This is a genomic window from Streptococcus sp. DD11, from assembly GCF_001578865.1.
In the GTDB taxonomy this organism is placed as follows: Bacteria; Bacillota; Bacilli; order Lactobacillales; family Streptococcaceae; genus Streptococcus; species Streptococcus panodentis.
In genome coordinates this window covers 143,059-145,174 of sequence record NZ_KQ969397.1, presented here as the reverse complement: position 1 = coordinate 145,174, position 2,116 = coordinate 143,059, and the positions used below count along the sequence as shown (strand labels likewise).

Genomic DNA, 2,116 nt, shown 5'->3' with positions numbered 1-2,116 from the left:
TTGTGACCATGGATTATATTGATGAAAACCGTGTCAATGTCATCTATCAAATCCCGCTGGCCGAGATTGTCTTTGACTTTTTTGATAAGCTCAAGTCCTCTACCCGAGGCTACGCCAGTTTTGACTATGAAATCTCTGAGTACCGGTCTTCCAAGCTGGTCAAGATGGATATCCTGCTCAACGGTGACAAGGTCGATGCCCTCAGCTTTATCGTCCACAAGGAGTTTGCCTATGAGCGTGGTAAGCTGATTGTAGACAAGCTCAAGAAAATCATTCCCCGTCAGCAGTTTGAAGTACCCATTCAGGCCGCAATCGGCCAGAAAATCGTGGCCCGGACCGACATCAAGGCCCTGCGCAAGAATGTTTTGGCCAAGTGTTATGGCGGAGACGTTTCCCGCAAGCGCAAACTTCTGGAAAAACAAAAAGCCGGTAAAAAACGCATGAAAGCGATCGGCTCTGTCGAAGTCCCACAAGAAGCCTTCCTCAGTGTCCTGAGTATGGATGAGGAGTAGAAAGCGGGTTACCCCGCTTTCTAGCCGTAAGGGTAGCTAGCTGCGATAGGGCTCCTTGTTTTTGAGCTTGGAATAAAGAAACGATGAAGTCGGGGAACGTTTTTATCCTGACCCTGGGAACAAAAATTTGTATATTTGAGAGGATACTTATGAAAAAAACTGCAGTTTTATCAATTCTTTTACTGAGTGTGCCTGCACTGGTATCGTGTTCTTCAGTTTCTAATAAAAAGAATGCATCGAATCAAAGCTCTGCTAGTTCTTCTGTTTTACAAACATCAGCTAAGCAAGAATCTTCCGCATCCGATAGTAAATCTGAAGAAACTCAGCTAGTAGGTTCGGACGAATATGGCTATGTGAAAGTTCCTAAATCATGGGTTCCTTTTCATGAAATAGAAGGAGGGAATGATGTCCAGTACAGTGATGGTACAGATATAAACATCGTAACCCTTAACCTCTTTAAACCGGAAAACCTTGGGGTGACGGAAGAAGAGTATTCTTCTTTGGATACAGTTCAAGTTTCTAATAGTATTTTAGTATCACGGGAACAGAGTCCGGAACTCAGCAAGGTTTGGGGCTCCAAATCCACTATTGGAGGTTATGAAGCCTATGTGGTTAATGCCGTTTCAAAATCCGGTAAATACTTAGTGACCTGGATTTTTAAATCAGACGATGGGAAATTTCGCTATGTTGCCCTTGAAGGAGAAGCTGATACATTGAAAATCCTTCTTCCCATGGTGGAAGAAAGTTGGACAGCTCGACGATAAGGGAAGTAAAAAACTGAGTTGAAGCTATGCTCAGAAAGTTGGCAAACTACAAGTCAATCTTAAGCACTCTGTGAAATCCAGCCGGGAAATCAAAGAATTTATTTTGTTTTACAAACCAAGCGAGCCTTAACCGTAGCTTTCTGCTGCTAAGAAAAGTGATTGAAACTAAAGCGTTGCAGGCGCTGGGTCTGAGTTTAGAAAGAAGAAGGCGAGAGGGGTGAGTTAGCTTGCATTGCTTCAAACTCGGTTAGTTTTGAAGAGACTATTCACCCTAGTCTAGAAATATGATTTTTGGAAATTATGACAATTAATCTTTATATTCAAATAATTCTAGTTTTCACTGCTTTTTTTGCTCTGCTTTTTTTGATATATTTTTTGTTTTTATAAACGAGAGAAAAATATACAGAAGCATGCAACTGCACAAGTGGTTGGCAGAGTAATAAGACATAGCTATTGAATAATTCAAACTTAGCTGCTTTACCGGTTGTTGAATATGTAGTAGACGGAAAAATATATAAAAAACGTCTATCTTATTCAACTTTTGAAACGACAACTTCAAAAAAAGCCAAGGCTGAAGTATTAGATACAAAATATATCAGAAGTCCATATCATGTATTGAATTTGGAAAAAATATTTCCGGTTGGGTCTAAAATGTCAGTGTGGTATAATCCTGAAAACCCTAAACAAGGATTCGTTGAAAGATATCCTGGACATGACAGAATTTTAAGAATACAAATGGTTATTTATGCTCTGGTCTATATATTGTTGATTGTGATAGCTACCCTTTTCTATTTAATTTAAAAAATGATAGAAATGATTGAATAAAGAGTGAAGATAAAT

2 protein-coding genes and 1 pseudogene are annotated in these 2,116 nt (G+C 39.5%); all 3 read left to right on the top strand.

Annotated elements, in window-relative coordinates; translation table 11 throughout:
• A pseudogene (locus tag STRDD11_RS11785) lies at window positions 1-512 on the top strand (hypothetical protein); the annotation flags it as partial.
• Between the two features lie 149 nt (window positions 513-661).
• On the top strand, window positions 662-1,276 hold the full coding sequence (locus STRDD11_RS11780; protein ID WP_128837449.1) for a hypothetical protein: 615 nt from the start codon (window positions 662-664) through the stop codon (window positions 1,274-1,276).
• A gap of 453 nt (window positions 1,277-1,729) precedes the next feature.
• A complete protein-coding gene (locus STRDD11_RS11775) occupies window positions 1,730-2,077 on the top strand; it encodes a DUF3592 domain-containing protein (protein ID WP_128837448.1) in 348 nt (115 codons plus the stop codon).
• Window positions 2,078-2,116: the final 39 nt, after the last annotated feature.